15 protein-coding genes are annotated in these 18,171 nt (G+C 31.5%); 11 read left to right on the top strand and 4 right to left on the bottom strand.

The features are described 5' to 3' along the window. Entirely contained in the window at positions 1 to 453 is a 453-nt protein-coding gene (locus tag KKQ76_RS04745) for an RES family NAD+ phosphorylase (protein WP_213196050.1), read from the top strand. 5 nt (positions 454 to 458) lie between these two features. Here KKQ76_RS04745 and KKQ76_RS04740 read toward each other — a convergent pair whose 3' ends face one another. Next, the gene (locus KKQ76_RS04740; RefSeq protein WP_213196049.1) at positions 459 to 1,295 is read right to left on the bottom strand and encodes an ion transporter; all 837 of its coding nucleotides are present in this window, start codon (positions 1,293 to 1,295) and stop codon (positions 459 to 461) included. A gap of 152 nt (positions 1,296 to 1,447) precedes the next feature. On the opposite strand from KKQ76_RS04740, the gene KKQ76_RS04735 reads away from it, so the two are divergent. The 6 genes from KKQ76_RS04735 to KKQ76_RS04710 all read left to right on the top strand — a co-directional run bounded on the left by KKQ76_RS04735 (position 1,448) and on the right by KKQ76_RS04710 (position 7,833). Then, positions 1,448 to 2,545 (top strand): Nif3-like dinuclear metal center hexameric protein, encoded by a 1,098-nt coding sequence (locus tag KKQ76_RS04735; protein ID WP_213196048.1) that lies wholly within the window; start codon positions 1,448 to 1,450, stop codon positions 2,543 to 2,545. Positions 2,546 to 2,548: 3 nt separating this feature from the next. After that, positions 2,549 to 3,328: a zinc ribbon domain-containing protein gene (locus KKQ76_RS04730; RefSeq protein ID WP_069798437.1), complete on the top strand. Its 780-nt coding sequence runs from the start codon at positions 2,549 to 2,551 to the stop codon at positions 3,326 to 3,328. 69 nt (positions 3,329 to 3,397) lie between these two features. Next, positions 3,398 to 3,877, top strand: a complete 480-nt coding sequence (locus tag KKQ76_RS04725; RefSeq protein ID WP_104793682.1) for a PH domain-containing protein — start codon at positions 3,398 to 3,400, stop codon at positions 3,875 to 3,877. A 7-nt stretch (positions 3,878 to 3,884) separates the two neighbouring features. After that, positions 3,885 to 4,697: a 3-deoxy-8-phosphooctulonate synthase gene (gene kdsA, locus KKQ76_RS04720; protein ID WP_104793681.1), complete on the top strand. Its 813-nt coding sequence runs from the start codon at positions 3,885 to 3,887 to the stop codon at positions 4,695 to 4,697. 396 nt (positions 4,698 to 5,093) lie between these two features. Further along, complete coding sequence (locus KKQ76_RS04715) at positions 5,094 to 7,232, top strand: TonB-dependent receptor plug domain-containing protein (RefSeq protein WP_213197467.1); 2,139 nt, start codon at positions 5,094 to 5,096, stop codon at positions 7,230 to 7,232. A 100-nt stretch (positions 7,233 to 7,332) separates the two neighbouring features. After that, entirely contained in the window at positions 7,333 to 7,833 is a 501-nt protein-coding gene (locus tag KKQ76_RS04710; protein WP_213196047.1) for a hypothetical protein, read from the top strand. Positions 7,834 to 7,882: 49 nt separating this feature from the next. Here the strand turns inward: KKQ76_RS04710 and KKQ76_RS04705 are convergent, their stop codons facing one another. From KKQ76_RS04705 to KKQ76_RS04695, 3 genes are all read right to left on the bottom strand, one after another. Next, complete coding sequence (locus KKQ76_RS04705) at positions 7,883 to 9,235, bottom strand: MATE family efflux transporter (RefSeq protein ID WP_213196046.1); 1,353 nt, start codon at positions 9,233 to 9,235, stop codon at positions 7,883 to 7,885. Between the two features lie 16 nt (positions 9,236 to 9,251). Continuing rightward, positions 9,252 to 10,082, bottom strand: coding sequence for a twin-arginine translocase subunit TatC (tatC, locus tag KKQ76_RS04700; protein ID WP_213196045.1), 831 nt, complete (start codon positions 10,080 to 10,082; stop codon positions 9,252 to 9,254). 107 nt (positions 10,083 to 10,189) lie between these two features. Further along, positions 10,190 to 11,149 carry a KpsF/GutQ family sugar-phosphate isomerase gene (locus tag KKQ76_RS04695; RefSeq protein ID WP_213196044.1) on the bottom strand — a complete coding sequence of 320 codons (960 nt, stop codon included), beginning with the start codon at positions 11,147 to 11,149 and terminating at the stop codon, positions 10,190 to 10,192. Between the two features lie 134 nt (positions 11,150 to 11,283). On the opposite strand from KKQ76_RS04695, the gene recQ reads away from it, so the two are divergent. From recQ to lpdA, 4 genes are all read left to right on the top strand, one after another. After that, the gene (gene recQ / locus KKQ76_RS04690; protein WP_213196043.1) at positions 11,284 to 13,485 is read left to right on the top strand and encodes a DNA helicase RecQ; all 2,202 of its coding nucleotides are present in this window, start codon (positions 11,284 to 11,286) and stop codon (positions 13,483 to 13,485) included. Positions 13,486 to 13,574: 89 nt separating this feature from the next. Beyond that, positions 13,575 to 14,645, top strand: a complete 1,071-nt coding sequence (locus tag KKQ76_RS04685) for a glycosyltransferase (protein WP_213196042.1) — start codon at positions 13,575 to 13,577, stop codon at positions 14,643 to 14,645. A gap of 112 nt (positions 14,646 to 14,757) precedes the next feature. After that, on the top strand, positions 14,758 to 16,590 hold the full coding sequence (locus tag KKQ76_RS04680) for a hypothetical protein (protein ID WP_213196041.1): 1,833 nt from the start codon (positions 14,758 to 14,760) through the stop codon (positions 16,588 to 16,590). 139 nt (positions 16,591 to 16,729) lie between these two features. Next, positions 16,730 to 18,133: a dihydrolipoyl dehydrogenase gene (gene lpdA, locus KKQ76_RS04675; RefSeq protein WP_213196040.1), complete on the top strand. Its 1,404-nt coding sequence runs from the start codon at positions 16,730 to 16,732 to the stop codon at positions 18,131 to 18,133. The last annotated feature ends 38 nt before the right edge of the window (positions 18,134 to 18,171 follow it).

Genomic DNA, 18,171 nt, shown 5'->3' with positions numbered 1-18,171 from the left:
ATGATAGTTTTTAGACTTTCAAAAGCACAATTTGCCAATGATTTATCTGGAAAAGGAGCTGAATTGGTTGGAGGAAGGTGGAATAGCAGAGGAAATGCTATGCTGTTTACTTCTCAAAGTATTGCGCTTTGCGTTACAGAAATTGCAGTTCATGTTCCGCTTGGGATTTTACCAAAAGATTTTCAATTGGTACATATTGAAGTTCCTGATGAAGATTTTTTAGAATTGAAAAGATTACCAAAAGATTGGCAAACATTTCCGCACTCTAATTCTACTCAAATGTTAGGAGATAAATTTCTGAAAGAGCAGAAATTTTTGGTACTGAAAGTTCCTTCTGCGACAGTTCAAGGTGAATTTAATTATTTGATAAATCCGATACATAAAAATTTTAATCAAATTAAAATTTTGAAAATAGAAAGTTTTAGTTTTGATGAAAGGCTATTTAGAAGATGATAAGTTTATTTTAATTCCATAAGTTTTTCGCCACAAGTCTTGCAATATCTTGCATCTTCATCATTTTCACTATTTCCACATCTGTCGCAAAGTCTAGTTTTGGCCATTTTTTTTCTCATTTCAGAGGTTACAATTCCTGTAGGAACAGCAATGATGCTATAACCGCATAACATTAAAATGACGGATAAAAATTTTCCTAAAGGAGTGACTGGAGAAATATCACCATAACCCACTGTAGTAATGGTTACAACTGCCCAATAAATGGAAGTCGGAATGTCTACAAATCCGTTATTTCCGTTTTCTATAACAAACATCAGTGAACCAATTATAGTCACTAAAATCATTATGAAAAGAAGGAAAATATAAATTTTTCTAGAGCTGTTTTTTAGTGCTTGAACAATGTATTGGCCGTCATTCATGTAATCTAATAAATTGAGAACTCTAAAAATTCTGAGCATTCTCAAGAGTCTAATCATAGAAAGAAACTTCGTGAATGGGAAAAATAAGCTCAAGAAAAACGGAAGAAGTGATAAAAAATCTATAATGCCTAAAAAACTGAAAATATAATCTTTCTTGTTTTTAACCACAGAAATTCTCAAAATATATTCTATCGTAAAAGCAATGGTAATGAGCCATTCTAAGCTTACCAAAAGAGAATGATAATGTTCGTCTACTTTTTGAACACTTTCCATCATAACAATGAAAGTACTCAAGATAATCATCAAAAGAAGCAATAAGTCAAAAATTTTTCCTGAAGGCGTATCAGAAAAATATATAATCCTGAAAATTTTCTTTTTCCAAGGAGTATCTTCTGCAATTAAATTGTGTTCTCTTTTCTGCATTTTATAGAAAATTAAGTGTTTTTTTGGTATTTTAATCAAGTGACAACTTCTTCTTGTCAAAAATAAGAGAAATATTTAGATTTCAAGAAGATAAAAGTAAGAATGAAGTTGTATTTTTGTAAAACTTAACTTTTCAGAATAATTATTTGAAAATGATTTTAAAAGAATTTACTTCAGAATTAGATAAACTATTTTCGCTTAAACAAGCTGAAGATTTTGATAATGTAGGTTTGCTTTGTGGTAATCCTGCCAGAGAAGTTTCGGGTGTTTTGGTTTGTCATGATGCGCTAGAAAACGTTGTAGATGAAGCTATTGCGAAGAATTGTAACGTGATTGTAACGTTTCACCCAATTATTTTTTCTGGGTTAAAATCCATTACTGGTAGAAATTATGTAGAACGCACAGTTCTAAAAGCCATCGAAAATAAAATTGCGATTTATGCGATTCACACAGCTTTTGATAATGACTATTTCGGCGTGAATTATAGAATTTGTAATGAATTAGGCTTGAAAAATCAAAAAATTCTGATGCCAAAGTCAGAAAATCTTCTGCAATTGGTAGTTTATGTTCCGTCTGATTATTCAGAGAAGGTGAAAAATGCTTTATTTGAAGCAGGTGCAGGAAATATTGGTTTCTATGATGAATGCAGTTTTTCGGTGAAAGGAAATGGAACTTTCAGACCGATTGAAGGTTCTAATCCATTTTTGGGAACTTATAATGTGAGAGAAAATGCTGATGAAGAAATGATTTCTGTGATTTTTGAAGGTTTCAAAAAGAATCAGATTTTGTCTGCGATGAAATCTACGCATCCTTATGAAGAAGTGGCATATCAACTTTATGCTTTAGAGAATGATAATCAATACGTTGGCTTAGGAAGATACGGAGAATTAGAACAAGAAATGGAAGAAAAAGATTTCTTAAAATTCGTGAAAGAAAAATTCAATTTAGATGTGATTCGTCATTCTGAGTTTTTGAATAAAAAAATCAAAAAAGTAGGCGTTTTAGGTGGAAGTGGAGCAAGTGGAATTTCGGCAGCAAAAGCTTCTGGATGTGATGCTTACTTAACGGGAGATGTAAAATACCATGATTTTTTCCAAAGCGAAAACCAAATGATCATCTGTGATATAGGACATTTCGAGTCAGAACAATTTGTTACTGAGCAATTAGTTGAGATTTTGTCGGAAAAATTTCCTACATTTGCATTCTCAAAATCCACAGAAAAAACCAACCCTGTAAATTATTTCTTTTAAGATATGGCAAAAAAAACTGTAGAAATTTCAGTAGAAGAAAAATTAAGAGCCCTTTATGATTTACAAATCATAGACTCTAGATTAGACGAAATCCGCAATACAAGAGGTGAATTACCAATTGAGGTAGAAGATTTAGAAATCGAAATCGAAGGTCTTAACAAGAGAGCACAAAAATTCGAAAACGAAATTAAAGACTTAAATGATGACATTAATAACAAAAAAGAAGTTATTAATCATTCTAAATCTTTGATGGAGAAATATAAATCTCAACAAGACAACGTAAGAAATAATAAAGAATTCGAAGCGCTTGCTAAAGAAATAGAATTTCAGGATTTAGAAGTTCAGTTGGCTGAAAAGAAAATCAAAGAATTTACTGCAAAAATCGCTCACAAAAATGAACTTTTAGATGAGTTGAAAGGTAAAATCGGAGAGTTAGAAAATCACTTAAACTTCAAGAAAAACGAACTTGATGCTTTAATTTCTGAAACTCAAAAAGAAGAAGATTATTTATTAGAAAAATCTAAAGAATTTGCAGAAAAAATAGACGAAAGACTATTAGCTTCTTACAAAAGAATCAGAAATAATTCTGGAAACGGATTAGCAGTAGTAGGTCTAGAAAGAGGTGCGCCAAAAGGTTCATTCTTTACCATTCCGCCACAGAAACAAATGGAAATCGCTCAGCGTAAGAAAATTATCATTGATGAACATTCTGGTAAAATCTTGGTAGACGATGAGTTGGTAATGGAAGAGAACGAAAAAATGGCTTCTATCATTAAATTCTAAAAATGTTAAATCAATATAAATTCCGTTCTTTTTGAGCGGAATTTTTTATTTTTGCCTAAAACTAATGATATGAAAGAATTTGCGAATGCCAAAATGGATAAATGGACGTTATTTTACACCATTTTATACATTTTTTTCTCTATTGGAATGGTTATTTTCATGTTCAATACAGATGCACCTAAATTCGCATTAATTACTTTGGGTAGCATTCTTTCAGGAGCTTTTATTTTTGCTTATTTTATGATTCCCAAAATCAGTTTGAGTGAAAATGCAATCCATGTAAAAAATGCTTTTGTTAATTTTAAAATTTCAATTCAAGATATTTCTTATGTTGAAAAAGTAGAAAAGTTAGGATTAAACATCAGAACATTTGGAGCAGGAGGCGTTTTTGGATATTTTGGCTATTTTAATGGAAATGATGTTTGGTACGTAACCAATATTTATAAAAAAGTAAAAATTACCATGAAATCTGGGAAAATCTACATGCTTTCACCAGAAAATACAGAAGATTTTATTCAACAAATCACAAACCTAAAATCTAAAATTTAAAGTTATAATGATACAATTACTTGATAAAATTCATCACAAAGATTCTAAAAATTTCTTTTTAATTGCTGGTCCTTGCGCTATTGAAGGCGAAGAAATGGCATTTGAAATTGCCGAAAAAATTGTAAAACTTTCAGATAAATATAAGATTCCTTACATTTTCAAAGGAAGTTTTAAAAAAGCCAACAGAAGCAGAGTAGACAGTTTCACAGGAATTGGTGATGAAAAAGCATTAGAAATCATCAAAAAAGTAGGAGAACATTTTAATATTCCTACTACTACAGATATCCACGAAAACGCTCATGCAGAACTCGCAGCTTCTTATGGAGTAGATGTTTTGCAGATTCCTGCGTTTTTGGTTCGTCAGACAGACTTGGTAGTAGCTGCAGCAAAAACGGGAAAAGCCGTGACTTTGAAAAAAGGACAATTTCTTTCGCCAGAATCTATGAAATTTGCAGTGCAAAAAGTATTAGATTCAGGAAATGATAAAGTGGCGATTATCGAGAGAGGGAATTCTTTCGGATATACAGATTTGGTGGTAGATTTCAGAGGAATTCCTACCATGCAACATTATGCGCCAGTGATTTTAGACGTTACACATTCTCTTCAACAACCGAATCAAAATTCAGGAGTAACAGGAGGAAGACCAGAATTGATAGAAACCATCGCAAAAGCTGGAATTGCAGTAGGAACAGACGGAATTTTCATTGAAACACATCCTGATCCTTCTTGTGCAAAATCAGATGGCGCAAATATGCTTAAACTGGATTTGCTCGACGATTTATTAGGAAAATTAACCAGAGTAAGAGAAGCAATCTTATAATATTGAACCAAGCATTTTTGCTTGGTTTTTTCTTTTGAAAAACACAAAAAATTACTAAAATTTACCATTGAAATAATTCTTTATCAATTTGATTAAATTTTATAAATTTATCCTTTAAAATATAACCTTTTGAAAAAGCTCATATTATTCTTAGTTCTCACATTTCCAGTCTTCATTTTTTCTCAAATTAATTTGAAAATTTTAGACGATAACGGAAGTCCAGTTTCTGATGTAAAAGTCATTTATAACAATCAAAACTTTACCACAAATGCGCAAGGTTTTGCTAAAATTCCTGTAGCTGAAACAGAACAAGTATTGACAGCCGAAAAGGAATCTTATGTTTCTTTTACCAAGAAAATTAATCCTAAATTAAGATACCAAAACTTAAATGTTTTGATGGTACTTTCCATTAAAACCAAAGATATTCAAGAAATTACCTTCCGTGGAAAAGGAAAACCAAAGAATACAGACCTTACTTCTCTTGAAATTTCTGCAAAACAAGCACAGATTGTAGCTTCGCTTTCTGGTGGTGTAGAAGGTTTGATTAAGTCTTTACCTTCGGTAAATTCTAATGCCGAATTGTCATCGCAATACATGGTGAGAGGTGGTAATTATGATGAAAATTTAATTTACATCAATGATATTGAGATTTACAGACCATTTTTAGTGAGAAATTCTTTGCAAGAAGGAATGAGCATCATTAATCCAGATATGGTTTCTATGATTAACTTTTCTGCAGGTGGTTTCGAAGCGAAATATGGCGATAAAATGAGTTCTGCGCTTAATATTTATTACAGACAACCTTCTAAAACCGAAATCTCAGGTGAGGCAAGTCTTATTGGCGGAAGATTGTCATTAGGTTTAGCTTCTAAGAATAAAAAATTATCTGCTTTATTCTCAGGAAGATACAGAAACACCAATTTGGTTCTGAATACGTTAAATGAAGATACGGATTTTAATCCTCAATATTTTGATTTTCAATCGTATATCAATTATTACATCAATGATAAATGGTCGGTTTCATTTTTAGGATATTGGTCGAAAAATGACTATGAAATGATTCCAAACTACAAAGAAGTAGATTTTGGAACCGTACAACAACCGATAAAATTATTGGTTGGTTATGAAGGAAAAGAAGATGATTCTTATAAAAACATGATGGGAACTGCTTCTATCACGTATAAACCAAACAAAAAATTAAGTGTAACGTTAGATAATTTTGCCTATCAAAACAGGGAAAGAGAATATTATACCATTGCTTCAGGTTATTTATTGCAAACCTTTGATCCTGTAACAGGAGACCCTAATTCTAGTTATGATGCTGGTGGACAAATAGATCATGCAAGAAATGATTTATTAGCAAGAACGTATGGAAGTCAATTAAGACTTAAATTTTCTCCAAATGCCAATACAGATATAGAAGTAGGTGCAAAATTCGAGAAAGAAATGCTTAAAGACCTTACGAATGAATGGCAATTAGTAGATTCTTTGGGTTACAGCACACCGAGAACTTATTTGAATCCGGGAGTTTTAGACGCGTCTGATTTAAAATTGAAATACAATATTTCTGGAAATAACGAAATCAATCCTACGAGAATTTCTGGTTATGCACAATTTTCTAAAAAATTGTATTGGGGAGAAAACAGAGTTTTTATTAATGGTGGAGTAAGAGCGCAACAATGGAGTTTTAACAAAGAAACTTTAATTTCACCAAGAGCACAATTCGCGATAAAACCAGATTGGGATGCAGATATGCTTTTCAGAATTTCGGGAGGAGTTTATTATCAAGCGCCTTATTACAAAGAAATCAAAGATTTAGACGGAACATTTAATAAAAATATTAAAGCTCAAAAATCAATTCAACTTATCTTAGCAAATGATTATGAGTTCAAAATGGTTGACAGACCATTTAAATTGACCACAGAATTGTATTACAAAAAAATGAATGATTTAATTCCGTATTATATTGATAATGTTAGAATTAGATATTCAGGAAAAAATAATTCCGAAGGTTATGCTTATGGAGTTGATACCAGATTGTTCGGTGAATTTGTTCCAGGTGTAGATTCTTGGATTTCTGTAAGTTATGCCAGAGCAAAAGAAAATATTGATGGAAGAGGCTATATTGCAAGACCAACTGACCAAAGATTTAGATTTTCGATGTTTTATCAGGATTATATGCCGAAATTCCCAAGTATGAAAGTTAATCTTACGTTATTATTTGCAAGCGGTTTACCAAATGGAGCTTCATTATTTGCAGACCCTTATGAATACACCAAAACTTTACCTTCTTACAAACGAGTAGACATTGGTTTAGAAAAAGTTTTCATTGATCAAAAAGACAACAAAGCAACGGGTGATTTCTGGAGAAAATGTAAAGAACTATCATTTGGAGTGCAAATTTTCAATGCTTTCAATATTAATAATACCATTGCTAATCAATGGATTACCGATGTTAATTCAAGTTATATTTATCCAGTTCCTGTAAGATTAACGGGTAGGTTTTTTAATGTGAAATTAAATTTCAAATTTTAATTCATTTTCTTCAAGATGAACTTTATTTAAAGAAGAAAATCAAAAAAACTGCAGAATTTTTTAAAAATATTATTACTTTTGAAACTGTAAAAATTAATAAATGAGAAGAATAGTTAAAGTTTTAAGTCTTTTGTCTTTTATTTTCTTGGGAACTCAAGTTGCCAAAGCACAATTGTATGATGTGGCAATTGGTGGACAAGTAGATACAGGTGTAGGAGAGTCTTTAGTAGGAGTTTCTATAAAATATCAACCTTTTCAGTTTGTGGGCATAGAATTTTCTGGAAATTATGGAGGTGGATTTACAGCTTTACAAGTTATTCCTCAGTTTGTTTATACTATAAGCGAACAAACAGACGGACTTGCAATTTATGTAGGAGCTGGTCCTTCTTACATTACAGGTGGTCATCCTAACAAAGTTGAAGCTTTTAATATTGTAGGTGTTGCAGGGGCGGAATTTGAATTGGTAGATTATCCTATTAGTTTCTTCGCAGATTGGAGACCAAGATTATACCAAAAAGACCCAGGTTTTTATAATACCATGCAAATAGAAAAAGGATTAGAACCAGGAAGATTTAGTTTCGGTTTAAGATATACTTTCTAAAAATTTTATAAAAATAAAAGTCTTGAAAATTTTCAAGACTTTTTTATTTTTAGTTGGACTGAGCTTTAATTCTTTTCTCCGAAAGATTTCTAAATCTTATCACCAAAAGCACCGCCGAAATGGTAAGTCCAATTCCCAGAGCAATCCACATTCCGAAAGCGCCCATCTTCATAGGAACCGTAAGATAATAACCTAATGGAATGGCAATCACCCAATAAGCGATAAACGTAAGAATAGAAGGAATTTTCACGTCTTGTATTCCTCTAAGACAACCAAGAGCAGTCACTTGAATTCCGTCTGATAATTGAAATAATGCTGCAATAATCATCAATTGAGACGCCAATTCCACCACTGCAATATCTTCTTTTTTGGTGAAAAATGTGGGTAAAACATCTTTTCCAAGAATAAAAACCAATCCGCACATTAACATAAAGATAAAAGCGATTTTCAAGTTGTTAAAACCAACTTTTTCTAGATTAACAAAGTCTTTTTCGCCTAATTTTCTTCCAATCATTACCGTAGAAGCTACACTGAATCCAACACAAAGATTAAAAGTGAAACTCGCCATAGAAAGGGCAATTTGATGGGCTGCAATGTCTTTTGCAGAAATCAATCCGCAGATAAAAGCAGCACCAGCAAAAGCCGTTACCTCAAAAAATAGTTGCAATGCAGTAGGAAATCCCAATCTGATTAGTTTTTCGAACATTTCTTTGGTGAAATCCTTTATTTTCAGAGAAAAATCTTTGATGTATCTTCTCGTTTTTTCTTCTTTAATCAACACATAATACAAGAAAACCATCATGGCAACTCTTGCAATAAATGTAGCCCAAGCTGAGCCTGCAACTCCCATTTTAAAGTGTTCTATAAAAACATAATTGAGGATTACGTTAATAATATTTGCAAAAATGGTCGCTTTGGTTACTCCAATCGTAAAAGAAAGTCCTTCTGAAACTTCTCTCATCGTTTGAAAAATCATAAATGGAATGATACTCAAGGTGACGATGGAAAGAAAGGTAATGGTATCGGGTAAAATTTCTTTTGGTTGATTCAAATAAGGCATAAGTGGAATGATTCCAAATATCAAAAGCATTAAAACAAAAGCCAAAATGATATTCACCACAAATCCGTGTCGGAAAATGCTGTTAATTCTGTTGTGATCATGTTGAGAATGCGCTTCGGAAACCAATGGCGGAATCGCCAGTGAAAAACCTAATCCAAAGATAAAAATAGAGAAAAACATAGCGTTTCCAAGAGAAACTGCTGCCAATGCTTTTGCGCCAAGAAGTTTTCCTACAATAATGTTATCAAACAAGTTTACAGAAACTTGCCCTACTTGTGTAAGCATTACTGGGAGCGCAAGTTTTAAGGTTTCTTGCGTAAACTGTTTATTGAGAAATTTCATTTTTTAAGTTTAAAAGTTAAGCGTTTCTTTTGACCAATTCTTTTTGTTCTGCTTTTTGAATTTTTTTGTAAACATAAATGCTCATCAAAATACTGAATTCATACAAAACCAAAAGCGGAAATGCTGCAGCCAACATACTGAAAACATCTGCCGGAGTTACAATTGCGGCAACTACCATAATGACTACAATCGCGTGTCTTCTGTACGTTTTTAAAAACAGAGGCGTCAAAATTCCTATCGTTGTCAAAAAATAAACGACTACTGGAAATAAGAAAACCAATCCCATTCCTAAAACCACTTGCAAGAATAGAGTAGTGTAATCTGACAAGTCAAATAATTGCGTAATAGAATCTGAAATGGTAAATAACATTCCAAAATTGATTGCTAATGGAAGGATAAGATAATAGCCAACTAAAGCACCTATTAGAAATAAAATCCACACAAAATTAATCACAAAAGACGAATTTTTTCTTTCATTAGGATGAAGAGCCGGACTGATAAATCTCCACAATTCCCAAATAATATAAGGAAGTGCCAAAACCATTCCTCCGAAAATAGAAACAGACATCATTACATCAAATTGTTGTAATAATTTTTTCTGTTGAACTTGAAACGTATCTGGCAAAACGAAACTTTCGTGACCAAAAAATTCCTGAGAATAATGATTAATCACTCTAAAAGTAATAAAATCATTTTTGGTAGGTGCAAAAAACACATGATCCATTATCCAATTGATATTGAAACCTACAATTAAAGCTCCAATAATAATTGCGATAATACAACGAATAAGATGCGATCTTAGTTCACCAACGTGCCCTAAAAAGGACATTTCTTTTTCTTCTGCCATATATTTAAGTTCCGAGTTTCGAATTTAATTTTTTATTATTTAAACTTACAGTCTAATTTTTTCCTACACTAAATATTTTTTTACTTGATTCTTGGCTCTTGACACTTCTAATTTATCCCTTCATCCAATAATCTATGTAAATCGATAATTCCGAAATAATTTCCATTATCTGTTACAATCAATTGACCGATATTGTTTTGCTTTAAAACGGTCATCGCTTCTTTTGCAAGTGCATTTTTGTCAACTGTTTTCGGGTTTGCAGACATTAAATCTTTTGCTAAAATTCCGGTAAGATTTTCGGTTTTTAGAAGCATTCTTCTTAAATCTCCATCGGTAATTACACCTACTATTTTTTCTTGGTCTGTTACCACCGTTATTCCATGCTTAGAGCTTGAAATAGAAAAAATTACATCTTTTATACTAGAATTTACTTCAACTAAAGGTCTTTGCTCAGAAACAAATTGTTCTACTCTTGCCGTTAAGTTTTTCCCTAAACTTCCACCTGGGTGAAACTTGGCAAAATCTTGGTCTTTGAAATTATTCAGTTCCATTAAACAAACTGCTAAAGCATCACCAATGGCCATTTGAACCGTAGTAGAACTTGTTGGCGCTAATTTATTAGGGCAAGCTTCCACTTTTACCGAAGAATCTAAAACCACATCAGAAGCTTCTGCCAATTTAGATTTTAAATTTCCTGTCATCCCGATGAATGCCGAAGAATAATCTTTCAAAAATGGCAATAAATACACTACTTCTGGCGAATTTCCAGAATTAGAGATGCAAAGCACCACATCATTTTTTTGAATCACCCCTAAATCTCCGTGAATCGCTTCTGCAGCGTGTAAAAACTGCGATGGAGTTCCTGTAGAATTTAAAGTTGCTACTATTTTGTTTCCTACATGTGCAGATTTACCAATACCTACTACAATCAGTTTTCCTGTAGAATTATTAACTATGTTTACCGCTTTTTCGAATTGTTCATTAATTCTATTTTTAAGCGATTCTAACTCAGTAACTTCTACTGCAATAGCGTTTTTGGCAAGGCTAATAATGTCTATTTTTTCCAAAATACAATTTCTTAGATTTATTTATTTTCAAAAGACAAAAATTAAGATTTTTTTAAATTTTTAAAAATTTTCAAATCTCATTAAAAAGTTTTATCTTTGGTAAGATGCAAATTTAGTAAAACTTACTTGAACAGATGAAGACTAAACATGAAGATTTAACAAGTGCACTAAAAAAATATTTCGGATTTTCTACTTTTAAGGGAAGACAAGAAGAAATTATTTCCACATTATTGAGTGGTAATGATGTTTTCGTATTGATGCCAACTGGCGGTGGTAAATCGTTGTGTTACCAACTTCCTGCACTTCTTTCAGAAGGAACTGCCATTGTAGTTTCTCCTCTGATTGCTTTAATGAAAAACCAAGTAGATGCCATTAATGGTATTTCTGCCGAAGAAGGAGTAGGTCATGTCCTGAATTCTTCTCTCAATAAAACCCAAACAAAACAAGTTTTTGATGATATCAAAAGCGGGAAAACCAAGTTGCTCTATGTAGCTCCAGAAAGTTTAGTAAAAGAAGAATATCTCAATTTCTTGAAGGAAATTAAAATTTCTTTCGTGGCGATAGACGAAGCCCACTGTATTTCGGAATGGGGACACGATTTCCGACCAGAATACAGAAATCTCAAATTAATTATTGATAAAATTGCAAAAGTTCCTGTAATAGCATTAACTGCAACTGCTACACCAAAAGTTCAGGATGATATTCAGAAAACTTTGGGAATGAATAGTGCAATGGTTTTCAAAGATAGTTTTAATAGACCTAATCTTTACTACGAAATTCGTCCTAAAGTAAATGTAGACAGAGAAATCGTAAAATTTATCAATCAACACAAAGGAAAATCAGGAATTGTTTATTGTTTGAGCCGAAGAAAAGTAGAGGAGTTTTCTCAGCTATTGCAGGTAAATGGTATTAATGCATTGCCTTATCACGCTGGTCTTGACCAAAAAACAAGAGTGATGAATCAAGATAAATTCTTGATGGAAGAAGCAGATGTAATTGTGGCTACCATTGCTTTCGGAATGGGAATTGACAAGCCAGATGTAAGATTTGTCATTCATTATGATATTCCAAAGTCGCTAGAAAGTTATTACCAAGAAACAGGTAGAGCGGGTAGAGATGGAGGAGAAGGTCATTGTCTTGCTTTTTATGATCCAAAAGATATTGAAAAATTAGAAAAATTCTTAGCTCAAAAACCAGTTTCTGAACGTGAAATCGGACTTCAACTTTTGAATGAAGTAGTAGGTTACGCCGAAACTTCTATGAGCAGAAGACAATATTTACTCTATTATTTCGGAGAAGAATTTGACCCAATCAATGGTGATGGTGCTAAAATGGATGATAATTCTGTAAACCCACCAAAACTAAAAGACGCTTCTAAAGATTTGAAAAAAGTCTTAGAAATCGTAAAAGATTTGGAAGAAAAATTCAGAACTAAAGATTTAATTTCGATTATTTTAGGAAAAGAATCTGCCACTACCAAAGCCTACAAATTAGAGAATTCTAAACATTTCGGAATTGGGAAATCTGAAAATGATAATTATTGGAAATCCATCATCAGACAAGCTACTGTACAAGGTTATTTGACTAAAGATATAGAAACTTACGGCGTTTTGAAACTTTCTGAGAAAGCTAAAAATTTTCTTTCTGGAAAAGAAACTCCAGAATTTATGATTGCCGAAGATAGAGAATATAATTTGGCGGCGATTGCAGATGCAGAACAAGTTCAGGTACAAGCTGGAGGTGGTCTTGACCAAAATCTTTTCGCTCAATTAAAAGAATTGAGAAAAAAAGTAGCTAAAAAACATGGCATTCCACCTTACACGGTTTTCATGGATCCAAGTTTGGAAGATATGACCGTACAATATCCAATTTCGGTAGATGAAATTGCAAAAGTCTATGGTGTTGGTGAAGGAAAAGCTAAAAAATACGGAAAAGAATTTGCAGAATTCATCGCGAAATATGTAGAAGATAACAACATTGAGAGAACTCAAGACATGGTGCTGAAAACAGTTGCCAATAAGTCTTCTCATAAGGTTTTTATCATTCAAAATACCGACAAAAAAATAGATTTAGAAGACATTGCCAAAGCGAAGCATCTCAGTATGGATGATTTGCTTTCTGAAATGGAATCTATTGTTTATCAAGGTACTAAACTAAATATAGATTATTACATAGAAGAAAATTTTGACGAAGATATTGTAGATGATTTTATGGATTTTATGAAAGAATCCGAAAGTGATTCTATGAAAGTTCTTTTGGCGGAATTTGGTGATGATTTAACGGATGAAGAAGTAAGAATGCTCAGAATTAAGTTTATTTCTGACGTAGCGAATTAAGTAATTGAAAATATCTAATTCCCACAGATTACACAGAAAGCACAGATTAATTTTTGTGAAAATTTGTGAAATCTGTGGGAAAATAATATATGAAAAAATCTATCCTTTTTATCCTTCCAGATCTTAATGCAGGTGGTGCAGAACGCATTGTGACTACCATTGCCAATCATTTGCCTAGAGAAAAATTTTCTCCAAGCATTTTATTGTTGAGAAAAGAAGGTTTGTATTTAGATTTTTTACAAAATGATGTTGAAATAATTGATATTAAAACGCCAAGAATTCGTCATGCACTAAAACCGATTTTAAAGCAAATCAGAAAGAGAAAGCCAGACATCGTTTTCAGTGGTTTTGGCGAAGTAAATGCATATTTATCACTCTTCATCAAACTCTTCCCAAAAACAAAATTTATTGCCAGAGAAACCAATGTTGTTTCTCAACATGTTACTAGAAAAGAAATCCGTTTTTTCTATAAATTTTACAATAATTACAATAAAATCATTTGCCAAAGTGATGATATGATGAATGATTTGATAGAGAATTTTAAGATTAAAAAAGATAAACTCATCAAAATCAACAATCCAGTAGATTTCAATTTCATAGAAGAAAAATTAGAAAATGCTACTAAACCTGAAAGCTATCGGGAAGGTTATAAAAACGTTGTCGCCATTGGAAATTTATCTTCAAGAAAAGGTTTCGATAATCTCTTGAAGGTTTTTGTGAAATTAAAACAACACAAAGTGTTGTTGCATATTTTAGGAGACGGAAGAGACAAGGAATTGCTTCACCAAATGAAGCTAAATTTAGGATTAGAAAACGTGATTTTTCATGGAATTCAAAAAAATCCTTATCCGTTTTTGAAGTTTGCAGATTTATTTGTGTTGAGTTCCAGATACGAAGGCTTCCCGAATGTTTTGTTAGAAGCTGGAGCTTGCGGAACGTATGCTTTAGCCAACAATTGCAAAGGCGGAATTAATGAAATTATTCAACCGAAAATCAACGGAGAAATTTCAGATATAGAAAATCACGAAGTATTCGCAGCTAAAATTGTAGAAATTTTAGAACAAAATCATGATTCGGAAGCGATTAAAAATTCAATACAATCTAGATTTTCAAAAGAAATGATTTTAGAGAAATATTTTGAGGTTTTAGAAAAGATTTAATTTAAGAAGTCTCATAATAATTAAATGTAAAATTGAGTAAACTCTTCATTCAAAATTCCTCATTAACGTAACGTTTGCAATGTGGATATTAAAAAGAATAAAAGCTAATTTTATGGAAATGATAAAAAAAAGGAAAAGAGTTAGACTCTTTACTAGTCTCAATATTTTGTATAGCAAGTTAGAGAAATCAATTAGTACTATAGAAAATTATAAACCTATAATAATTTTAGCATTAGTTTATTTGTTAATTACATTCTTGCCTTTAGAATGTGTCGCTTTTATGCCTGATATATTTAATTTTTCTAAATTAGATTCACAAGATTATTTTGGATTGATTATCGGTGCTGTATCTTCCTTTTTTGGTATTATGATGGCGGTAATAATCCTATCCGTAGATTTTTTTAAAGAAAGACTTACAAAAAAGAACTACATAAACCCAGTGGAATTTAGAATTGTCCAAAATGCAATTTTTCTTCCTATATTAATTATTGTTTTGTCTTTCATTTCATATCTATTTGTAGATGAATTTAATAATACTAAAAATATTACTTTAGGATATTATGTAGGTATATTATTCATTTTATACATAGTCTCAGTATTTCCTTTTTTCAAAAACATAATAGGAAAAAGTAGCCAGATAAAACAAGTTTTAGAAGAAGTAAGTGATTTAAATTTGGAAGATTTTAAACAAGTATCAAGATACCGGTATCAAAACAAAAATACTGAATCAAAACTTAGAAATCTTAAAAAGGTTATTGATTCTTTTATTATTGAAAATAAAATTGAATCGTACGAAGTAATTAATGATAAAATTTTAGAAAAAGGATTAGAAATAATTGGAGAAGGGGATGACAGACAAAAATGTAATGATGTTTTAGATGCTATGACTTGGTTATGGGGAGAAAATTGTAGAACTGCTATAAGAGTTAATGATTCACACTTTTTTAATAGTGTATGGAACTCCATTAATTCAATTTATCAAAGATTTGCTGACAAAAGAATAGAACTTTTGCACATACAGGAAGTAGAATTTTTTATTTATTTTGACTTAAAAACTTTATATAAATATTTTAAGAATACCATATCATTAGGAAACGCTTTAGATATAATTGAAAATTCATTTAATGAAAACATATCAAAAAATTGCCCTAAGCAAGAAGAAATATGGGATTTGATGAATTTATATGAGAAAACCAGAAATTATGATTCAAATTTTTCTGCTTCCTCAACTTGGGATGGGTTAAATAACATTATTAGATTCATTTTTGATATTCAAGATATTGCAATTGAATTAGGAGATAAAGAACTTTTTGAAGAATGTAATCAAAGGATTAATTCAATTTGCTCTCACATAATTTATGATTTTAATAGTTTAGGGAAATATCAAAAGGGGTATTTAACTTGGCAAACATTAACAAAAAATTACTATTATTCATCTATTGCTTTAGAAAAAGGATTATATAAAGATACTCTTAATTGTTATAAAGTTCATAAACATTTGATTGAACGGATTATTGAAAATGAAACTTTGAAAGAAGAAGACATTAGGGTTATTCTAAAAAATTTAGGAAACTATTTATTTGAAGCTTTGAAAAACAAAAAACTACATAGTGATTATGATTTTGGAACTTTTGCTGATTTTTGTAGAATAGGTATTCATTCAATTAAAAAATATAATGAATCTGACTTGAACAAAAATGTAGTTGATTATTTTATCAATTATTTAAAACACTTAAAATCATTTGTAGAAAATGATGGCATAGGAAGCTATCCTAACGAATATAACAATGTCAAAAGAGCTATTGCGCATTTTATAAATGTAGCAATAACTTATGATGGCATGAGAGAAGATGAGAGTCCAGTAAAAGAATGGAAAGAAATTTTAAATGATTTTAAAGAAATCTCGAAAGAAACACCATTAAATATTGATTGGGAAATTAAATAGAAAATACAATATGGAAACATTCAAATCTTTTTTTTTTGAAAAAAAAGATATTGACAAAATCTCTATAAATATGTGCAATCTGTGAGAGAAAAATTCCGTATTTTAGCAAAAATTAAGTTTTAATAAAAAATAATATAAAATGTCACAATTTGATGTTACTGTAATTGGTTCAGGACCTGGTGGTTACGTAGCTGCATTAAGATGCGCGCAATTAGGTTTCAAAACTGCTCTTATCGAGAAATATTCTACTTTGGGAGGAACTTGCTTAAATGTAGGTTGTATTCCGTCAAAAGCGCTTTTAGATAGCTCAGAACATTTCGAAAATGCAAAGCACAATTTTGCAAATCACGGAATTATTATTAACGAACCTCAAGCTGATTTGGCAAGAATGGTGGCTCGTAAAAACGAAGTAGTAGACCAAACTACTAAAGGAATTAATTTCTTGATGGACAAAAATAAAGTAACTGTTTTTGAAGGTTTAGGAAGCTTCGAATCTGCTACTCAAGTAAAAGTAACGAAAAATGATGGTTCTTCTGAAATTTTAGAAACCAAATATGCCATTGTTGCTACAGGTTCTAAACCATCTACTTTGCCTTTCATCACTATAGATAAAGAAAGAATTATCACTTCTACGGAAGCGTTGAATTTAAAAGAAATTCCAAAACATTTAGTAGTAATCGGTGGTGGTGTAATTGGTTTAGAATTAGGTTCTGTTTATTTGAGATTAGGTTCTCAGGTAACCGTTGTAGAATATATGGATAAAATTATCCCAACTATGGATGGTGCTTTGTCTAAAGAATTGACTAAAGTTCTTAAAAAACAAGGTATGAAATTCATGCTTTCGACTGGAGTTCAATCTGTAGAAAGAAATGGAGATTCTGTAAAAATTACAGCGAAAGACAAAAAAGGAGAAGAAGTAAGTGTAGAAGGAGATTATGTTTTAGTTTCTGTAGGTAGAAAACCATTCACAGAAGGTCTTGGCTTAGAAAAAGCTGGAGTAGAATTAGACGAAAGAGGAAGAGTAAAAGTAAACGACCATTTACAGACTAATGTTGCCAATATTTATGCAATTGGCGATGTAGTAAAAGGAGCTATGTTGGCTCACAAAGCGGAAGAAGAAGGCGTTTTCGTAGCTGAAACTTTAGCAGGTCAAAAACCACACATTAATTATAACTTAATTCCAGGAGTAGTTTACACTTGGCCAGAAGTTGCAGGAGTAGGTAAAACCGAAGAGCAATTAAAAGAAGAAGGAGCAGCTTATAAAGTAGGTTCTTTTCCAATGAGAGCTTTAGGAAGAAGCCGTGCTTCTGGAGATATTGACGGATTAATTAAAATTTTGGCTGATGAAAAAACAGACGAAGTTTTAGGCGTTCACATGATTGGTGCAAGAGCTGCAGATTTAATTGCAGAAGCTGTAACCGCTATGGAATTCCGTGCAAGTGCAGAAGATATTTCTAGAATGTCTCATGCACATCCTACTTATGCAGAAGCGATTAAAGAAGCTGCATTAGACGCTACAGGAAAGCGCGCGATTCACATGTAATTTTTGATTGAAAAATTTAAAAATTAAATATTTAAAGA

Origin of the sequence: Cloacibacterium caeni (assembly GCF_907163105.1) — a bacterium.
GTDB lineage: Bacteria > Bacteroidota > Bacteroidia > Flavobacteriales > Weeksellaceae > Cloacibacterium > Cloacibacterium caeni_A.
This window is presented reverse-complemented; position numbering and strand designations above follow the sequence as displayed.

Bases quoted from the DNA above. Each gene is read 5' to 3' on its own strand.
- KKQ76_RS04710 (WP_213196047.1), top strand. From the start codon at position 7,333: ATGAGAAGAATAGTTAAAGTTTTAAGTCTTTTGTCTTTTATTTTCTTG.
- recQ (WP_213196043.1), top strand. From the start codon at position 11,284: ATGAAGACTAAACATGAAGATTTAACAAGTGCACTAAAAAAATATTTC.
- tatC (WP_213196045.1), bottom strand. From the start codon at position 10,082: ATGGCAGAAGAAAAAGAAATGTCCTTTTTAGGGCACGTTGGTGAACTA.
- kdsA (WP_104793681.1), top strand. From the start codon at position 3,885: ATGATACAATTACTTGATAAAATTCATCACAAAGATTCTAAAAATTTC.
- KKQ76_RS04680 (WP_213196041.1), top strand. From the start codon at position 14,758: ATGGAAATGATAAAAAAAAGGAAAAGAGTTAGACTCTTTACTAGTCTC.
- KKQ76_RS04685 (WP_213196042.1), top strand. From the start codon at position 13,575: ATGAAAAAATCTATCCTTTTTATCCTTCCAGATCTTAATGCAGGTGGT.
- KKQ76_RS04740 (WP_213196049.1), bottom strand. From the start codon at position 1,295: ATGCAGAAAAGAGAACACAATTTAATTGCAGAAGATACTCCTTGGAAA.
- KKQ76_RS04715 (WP_213197467.1), top strand. From the start codon at position 5,094: ATGGTACTTTCCATTAAAACCAAAGATATTCAAGAAATTACCTTCCGT.
- KKQ76_RS04735 (WP_213196048.1), top strand. From the start codon at position 1,448: ATGATTTTAAAAGAATTTACTTCAGAATTAGATAAACTATTTTCGCTT.
- KKQ76_RS04725 (WP_104793682.1), top strand. From the start codon at position 3,398: ATGAAAGAATTTGCGAATGCCAAAATGGATAAATGGACGTTATTTTAC.
- KKQ76_RS04745 (WP_213196050.1), top strand. From the start codon at position 1: ATGATAGTTTTTAGACTTTCAAAAGCACAATTTGCCAATGATTTATCT.
- KKQ76_RS04730 (WP_069798437.1), top strand. From the start codon at position 2,549: ATGGCAAAAAAAACTGTAGAAATTTCAGTAGAAGAAAAATTAAGAGCC.
- KKQ76_RS04705 (WP_213196046.1), bottom strand. From the start codon at position 9,235: ATGAAATTTCTCAATAAACAGTTTACGCAAGAAACCTTAAAACTTGCG.
- lpdA (WP_213196040.1), top strand. From the start codon at position 16,730: ATGTCACAATTTGATGTTACTGTAATTGGTTCAGGACCTGGTGGTTAC.